The organism is Salipiger thiooxidans (assembly GCF_900102075.1).
GTDB classification, from domain to species: domain Bacteria; phylum Pseudomonadota; class Alphaproteobacteria; order Rhodobacterales; family Rhodobacteraceae; genus Salipiger; species Salipiger thiooxidans.
The window spans coordinates 296,590-302,870 of record NZ_FNAV01000006.1 but is presented as its reverse complement, the minus strand read 5'-3'; the positions used below and the strand labels follow the sequence as shown (position 1 = coordinate 302,870).

At 66.5% G+C, this 6,281-nt stretch carries 8 protein-coding genes; 5 read left to right on the top strand and 3 right to left on the bottom strand.

The annotated features are described in order from the left end of the window. The 5 genes from tuf to BLQ77_RS11435 form a co-directional block, all read left to right on the top strand. Positions 1-1,176, top strand: a 1,176-nt coding sequence (tuf, locus tag BLQ77_RS11455; RefSeq protein ID WP_008883278.1) for an elongation factor Tu, incomplete at its 5' end; no start/stop codon positions are given. Positions 1,177-1,431: 255 nt separating this feature from the next. Continuing rightward, the gene (gene rpsJ, locus BLQ77_RS11450; RefSeq protein ID WP_007792792.1) at positions 1,432-1,740 is read left to right on the top strand and encodes a 30S ribosomal protein S10; all 309 of its coding nucleotides are present in this window, start codon (positions 1,432-1,434) and stop codon (positions 1,738-1,740) included. A gap of 14 nt (positions 1,741-1,754) precedes the next feature. Continuing rightward, positions 1,755-2,597 (top strand): 50S ribosomal protein L3, encoded by an 843-nt coding sequence (rplC, locus tag BLQ77_RS11445; RefSeq protein ID WP_008882983.1) that lies wholly within the window; start codon positions 1,755-1,757, stop codon positions 2,595-2,597. Beyond that, positions 2,594-3,211 (top strand): 50S ribosomal protein L4, encoded by a 618-nt coding sequence (rplD, locus tag BLQ77_RS11440; protein WP_008883215.1) that lies wholly within the window; start codon positions 2,594-2,596, stop codon positions 3,209-3,211. The genes rplC and rplD overlap by 4 nt, the downstream gene beginning before the upstream one ends. Continuing rightward, entirely contained in the window at positions 3,208-3,504 is a 297-nt protein-coding gene (locus BLQ77_RS11435; protein WP_008883497.1) for a 50S ribosomal protein L23, read from the top strand. The genes rplD and BLQ77_RS11435 overlap by 4 nt, the downstream gene beginning before the upstream one ends. Before the next feature lie 96 nt (positions 3,505-3,600). Here the strand turns inward: BLQ77_RS11435 and BLQ77_RS11430 are convergent, their stop codons facing one another. The 3 genes from BLQ77_RS11430 to BLQ77_RS11420 are packed head-to-tail and all read right to left on the bottom strand — an operon-like array spanning position 3,601 to position 6,280. After that, positions 3,601-4,746, bottom strand: a complete 1,146-nt coding sequence (locus BLQ77_RS11430) for a M20/M25/M40 family metallo-hydrolase (RefSeq protein WP_089959083.1) — start codon at positions 4,744-4,746, stop codon at positions 3,601-3,603. Then, positions 4,743-5,066, bottom strand: a complete 324-nt coding sequence (locus BLQ77_RS11425; RefSeq protein ID WP_089959127.1) for a 2Fe-2S iron-sulfur cluster-binding protein — start codon at positions 5,064-5,066, stop codon at positions 4,743-4,745. The genes BLQ77_RS11430 and BLQ77_RS11425 overlap by 4 nt, the downstream gene beginning before the upstream one ends. 5 nt (positions 5,067-5,071) lie before the next feature. Next, positions 5,072-6,280, bottom strand: coding sequence for a cytochrome P450 (locus BLQ77_RS11420; protein WP_089959080.1), 1,209 nt, complete (start codon positions 6,278-6,280; stop codon positions 5,072-5,074). Position 6,281 lies beyond the last annotated feature (1 nt).

Genomic DNA, 6,281 nt, shown 5'->3' with positions numbered 1-6,281 from the left:
ATGGCAAAGGAAAAGTTCGAGCGGTCGAAACCGCACTGCAACATCGGCACGATCGGTCACGTTGACCACGGCAAGACCACGCTGACGGCTGCGATCACGAAGTACTTCGGCGAGTTCCGCGCCTACGACCAGATCGACGGCGCGCCGGAAGAAAAGGCCCGCGGCATCACGATCTCGACCGCGCACGTCGAGTACGAGACCGAGAACCGCCACTACGCGCACGTCGACTGCCCCGGCCACGCCGACTACGTGAAGAACATGATCACCGGTGCGGCCCAGATGGACGGCGCGATCCTGGTCGTGAACGCGGCTGACGGCCCGATGCCGCAGACCCGCGAGCACATCCTGCTCGGCCGCCAGGTGGGTATCCCCGCCATGGTCGTGTTCCTGAACAAGGTCGACCAGGTGGACGACGAGGAGCTCCTCGAGCTCGTCGAGATGGAAGTGCGCGAGCTTCTGTCGGCCTACGACTTCCCGGGCGACGACATTCCGATCATCGCAGGCTCGGCTCTGGCCGCGCTCGAAGGCCGTGATCCGGAAATCGGCGAGAACAAGATCCGCGAGCTGATGGCCGCCGTGGACGAGTACATCCCGCAGCCGCCGCGCGCCACCGACCAGCCGTTCCTGATGCCGATCGAAGACGTGTTCTCGATCTCGGGCCGCGGCACTGTGGTGACCGGCCGCGTCGAGCGTGGTGTGGTGAACGTTGGCGACGAACTCGAGATCGTCGGCATCAAGGACACCCAGAAGACCACCTGCACCGGCGTGGAAATGTTCCGCAAGCTGCTCGACCGCGGTGAGGCCGGCGACAACATCGGCGCGCTGCTGCGCGGCATCGACCGTGAAGCGGTCGAGCGCGGCCAGGTGCTCTGCAAGCCGAAGTCGGTGAACCCGCACACCAAGTTCGAGTGCGAGGTCTACATCCTGACCAAGGAAGAGGGTGGCCGTCACACGCCGTTCTTCGCGAACTACCGTCCGCAGTTCTACTTCCGGACCACCGACGTGACCGGCACCGTGACCCTTCCCGAGGGCACCGAGATGGTCATGCCCGGCGACAACCTGAAGTTCACCGTGGAACTGATCGCACCGATCGCCATGGAAGACGGTCTCCGCTTCGCTATCCGCGAAGGCGGCCGCACCGTCGGTTCGGGCGTCGTCTCCAAGATCCTCGCGTAAGCGGGATCGGACCCGGCCGGTTACCCTCGGGCGACCGGCCAGCCCAGAACATTTCCGGTCAGGCGCTGTGAGCTCTTGACTCGCAGGGGCACCCGCTTTAGAGGGCGCGACTGCACGGATTTCCAAAGGTGGGTGCTTCGGCACCCACCGATTTATGGAAGGGGTGCAAATCCTTTCCGACCGGGTTCGAAGAGGGAACAGGGTGGTCCTGGTTCCTCCTCTCAACTCTCACGCCTATGAAAAGGCAGACCGAACATGCAAAGCCAGAACATTCGCATCCGGCTCAAGGCGTTCGATTACCGCGTCCTCGATGCATCGACGCAGGAGATCGTGAACACCGCCAAGCGGACCGGCGCGCAGGTGCGCGGCCCGATCCCGCTGCCGAACAAGATCGAGAAATTCACCGTTCTGCGTGGCCCCCACGTGAACAAGAAATCCCGCGACCAGTTCGAGATCCGCACCCACAAGCGGCTCCTGGACATCGTCGATCCGACCCCGCAGACGGTGGACGCGCTCATGAAGCTCGACCTCGCCGCCGGCGTGGATGTCGAGATCAAGGTGTAAGGAGGACTCCGTAGATGTTGCGCTCTGGAGTTATCGCAAAGAAAGTCGGCATGACCCGGCTGTTCATGGAAGACGGCAAGCAGATCCCTGTGACCGTTCTCCAACTCGACGGATGTCAGGTCGTGGCCCAGCGGACCGCTGACAAGGACGGCTACACCGCCGTTCAGCTCGGCGCCGGTTCGATCAAGGCCAAGAACGTCTCGAATCCGATGCGCGGCCACTTCGCCGTCGCTAAGGTGGAACCGAAGCGGAAGATCGCGGAATTCCGCGTCGACGCCGAGAACCTGATCCGAGTCGGTGAGGAAATCACCGCCGACCACTACTTCGAAGGCCAGTTCGTGGACGTGTCCGGCACGACCATCGGTAAGGGCTTCGCGGGTGCCATGAAGCGGCACAACTTCGGTGGTCTGCGTGCCTCGCACGGTGTGTCGATCTCGCACCGTTCGCACGGTTCGACCGGCCAGTGTCAGGATCCGGGCAAGGTCTTCAAAGGCAAGAAGATGGCAGGCCACATGGGTGCCGTCCGTGTCACCACCCAGAACCTTCAGGTCGTGAAGACCGATGCCGACCGCGGCATCATCATGATCAAGGGCGCCGTCCCGGGTTCGAAGGGTGGCTGGGTCACCATCAAGGACGCCGTCAAGAAGCCGTTCCCCGAGAACGCCATTCTGCCGGCAGCCCTGAAGTCCGCCGCTGAAGAAGCCGCCAAAGCCGCCGAGGAAGCTGCCGCAGCCGCAGCCGCCGAGGAAGCTGCAGCAGCAGCCGCCGCGGCAGCAGAGCAGGCCGCCCAGGAAGAAGCCGCGCTGAAAGCAGCCGAGGCCGAGATCCAGGCCGAGAAGAAGGAAGGCGACGAATGAAACTCGACGTGATCAAACTCGACGGCACCGCCGCGGGCGAAGTCGAGCTGACGGACGAGATCTTCGATCTCGAGCCGCGCGCCGACATCCTGCACCGTGTGGTCCGCTGGCAGCGCAACAAGGCGCAGGCCGGTACCCACAAGGTCAAGACCCGCTCGGAAGTCAGCTACTCGACCAAGAAGATCTACCGCCAGAAGGGCACCGGTGGCGCACGCCACGGCTCCCGCAAGGCGCCGATCTTCCGCAAGGGTGGCATCTACAAGGGCCCGACCCCGCGCAGCCACGCCCATGACCTTCCCAAGAAGGTTCGTGCGCTCGGCCTGAAGATGGCCCTCTCGGCCAAGGCGAAGTCCGGTGCCCTCGTGGTGATCGACACAGCCGATTCGGAAGGCAAGACCAAGGCGCTGGCAGCACAGGTGAAGAGCCTGGGCTGGAAGCGCGCGCTGATCATCGATGGCGCCGCAGTGAACGAGGCATTCGCCAAGGCCGCTGCCAACATCGACGGTCTGGACGTGCTGCCCAGCATGGGTGCGAACGTGTATGACATCCTCAAGCGTGACACTCTGGTGCTCACGAAGGCGGGTGTCGAAGCTCTGGAGGCTCGACTGAAATGAGTGCGAAGCCCGAACATTACGACGTGATCCGCAAGCCGATCATCACCGAGAAGTCGACCATGGCGTCCGAGAACGGCGCGGTTGTCTTCGAGGTGTCGATCGACGCGACGAAACCCCAGGTGAAAGAGGCCGTCGAGGCGCTCTTCGGTGTCAAGGTCAAGGCCGTGAACACCACCATCACCAAGGGCAAGGTCAAGCGTTTCCGGGGCCAGATCGGCCGCCGTAACGACGTGAAGAAGGCCTACGTGACGCTCGAAGAGGGCAACACGATCGACGTGTCGACCGGTCTCTGATCGGCGCCGGGCCTTCGGGTCCGGGTCAAGAATAACGCCCCGGCTGCGCAAGCGGCCGGGGCGTTTTCGTTTCCGGTTGTGAGGCTCTGGCCGGGCTCAGGCAGGGGGCCCGTCGATGGTGGCAAGCAGTCCCGCGAAGAGGCGCCCTCGCTCGGCCAGGCTGTCGACCCAGATGTGTTCCTGAAGCGTGTGATGCATCTGGCCGCGCACGCCCAGCCCGTCGAGCGTCGGCACCCCGAGCGCACCGGTGAAATTGCCGTCCGAACCGCCGCCCGAGACGATGCTCGGAAGGTGGAAGCCCAGATCCCGCGCCAGACCCTCGGCGCGGTCCAGCAGTGCCTTGCAGCCGCTCCCGGGCTGCCACGCGGGGCGGGCGACGCCGGGGGTGATGGCAAAGGTCACGTCGCCTTCCGGCACGGTCAGGGCCTGAAGCCGGGCAAGCGCGTCCTCTCGGGCGGCAGGGTCCTTGAGCTGCAGGATCATCTCGGCCTCGCAGGCCGAGGGCACGCAGTTCGACCATTGCCCGCCCCGGATGATCCCTACGCTGCAGGTGAAGGCGTCGCAGCTCAGCGCCTCGATCTCGAGCAGCTTTCGCGCCATGAGCGCGATGGCCGAGGCGCCTTTCTCGGGGATGTTGCCCGCATGGCTGGGGCGACCGCTGGCCTGCAGGGCAAAGCGCAGGATGGCGTGACGGCCATGCACGACCGATCCGTCGGCGCGAGCGGGCTCGGGCACCAGCACGCAGGCGTGGCGGCGGGCGACGTCCTCGATCAGCCGCGCGCTGGAGGGGCTGCCGATCTCCTCGTCGCCGGTGAACATCACGGTGACGGGCAGGGGCGTCTCGATGCCGGCGCGCTGCAACTGCCCGATGGCCTCGAGTGCGAGGTAGTTGCCGCCTTTCATGTCGTTGATGCCGGGGCCGTAGCAGATGTCCCCCTCGCGCCGCACCGGCAGCACCTCGAGCGTGCCCACCGGGTGCACCGTGTCCATGTGGCCGAGCACCAGGATGCCCGGCAGCTCCGGGCGCGGGTGGGGAAGCGTCGCGATCAGGCTGTCGGAGAGCCCCATCTGCCCGGGCACGCGCTGTACCTCGGCCCCAAGCCGCGCGAGGTCGAAGGCGGCGAGGTCCATCATGCGGTTCACCGCCGCCGCGTCATGGGTGGGGCTCTCGCAGGCTACCCAGCGGGCAAGACCCGCCAGCATCTCGTCCGCATCGAAGGGGAGGGAGGCGAAATCGGTCATGCCTGTACCGCCGGGATCTGCACGTCGATCCCGTCCAGCGACTCGGTCACGGCGATCTCGCAGCAGAGGCGGCTGCCGGGGCCGCGTTCGGTGACGGTCATGTCGAGCATGTCGTCTTCCATGCTATGCGGGGCGCCGGCGAGCGCCCGCCACGGCGCGGCCACGAAGACGTGGCAGGTTGCGCAGGCCAGCCCGCCGCAGCATTCGCCGAGGATCTCCGGCACCGCGGTGCCCACGGCGGCCAGCATGACGCCTTCGCCGGGCGCGGCGGCGACGGTGCGGCTGCGGCCGTCGGGACGGTGGTAGGTCACTCTGGGCATCTTGGTCATCCGGCGGTCATGCGCATCGGCACCGAGGCGTAGCTGCGCAGGTTGTTGTTGAGTTTGCGGGTCGAGGGGCCCGTGGCCTCGAGCGAGCCCACCTGCGTGGCCATCGCGCGCAGCACCGACTCGCCCTCGAGCCGTGCGATCATCTGGCCGACGCACATGTGGACCCCTTGTCCGAGCGCGACGTGCGAGAGTGTCTTGCGGGTGAGGTCGTACTCGTCGGGTCGGTCCCACGCTTCGGGGTCGCGGTTGGCGCAGCCGAGCACGATGTTGACCTTGCGGTCGGCGGGCAGGGTGACGCCGTCGTACTCGACATCCCGCATGGTCAGGCGGCCGACGTTCGGGATTGGCGTCTCGATCCGCATCGCCTCTTCCAGCGCGTTGCGGGCGAGCGACGGATCCTCGCGGAGCTTCGCGAACTGGTCGGGGGCGTTGGCGAGGTGGTGCAGCGCGCAGGAGATGGTCGACGAGGTGGTGTCGACCCCGCCGCGCAGGAACGAGCGCATCAGCAGCGGCGCCAGCTCGGGCTCGATCTCGCCCGCGTCGGCGGCCTTGAAGATGTTCTCGCCGAACCCGCCGGGCACCATGGCCTCGCGCCGCATTTGCGCCTGGTACCAGTCGTCGATGGCATCGGCGCGGGCCTGCGTGGCCTTGTAGCGGGCGTTGTTGGGCCCCTGTCCGTCGAAGTTCAGCTCTCCGAGGATGTAGAGGTTGCGGCGCCGCTCGGGCGAGCGGGCGATGCCGAGCGCATCGGGGAAGGTGGACGAGACATAGGCCTCGGACAGGTCCTGCACGCCGTCGACCTCGCCCTTCTCGAGCAGTTCGGCGACGAGCGCCTGCGCGGCGGCCTCGAAGTCCTCGCGCCATTTGCGGATGACCGCGGGCGAGAGCACTTTCTGGAGGGCGCGGCGCACTTCGGTGTGGCGCGGCGGGTCGACCTCGACGATGGGGCTGGGCGCGCGCCACGCATCGGGGCGGCGGACGTCGGCGATGCCCGAGCCGCCGGTGGACGAGAACGTCTTCCAGTCCTTTAGCGCGGGCACGATGGAGGCGTGGCGGCCCATGACATAGACGTCATGGGCGCTCAGGTAGGCGACATCCCCCGCCTTCAGCAGCAGGTCGTAGTAGGTGCTGGGATCGGCGAGGTGCTCGTCGGCATAGGGGTCTATGTCGATGACCGGCATCTCGCGGGCACTGGTCGGGGTCATG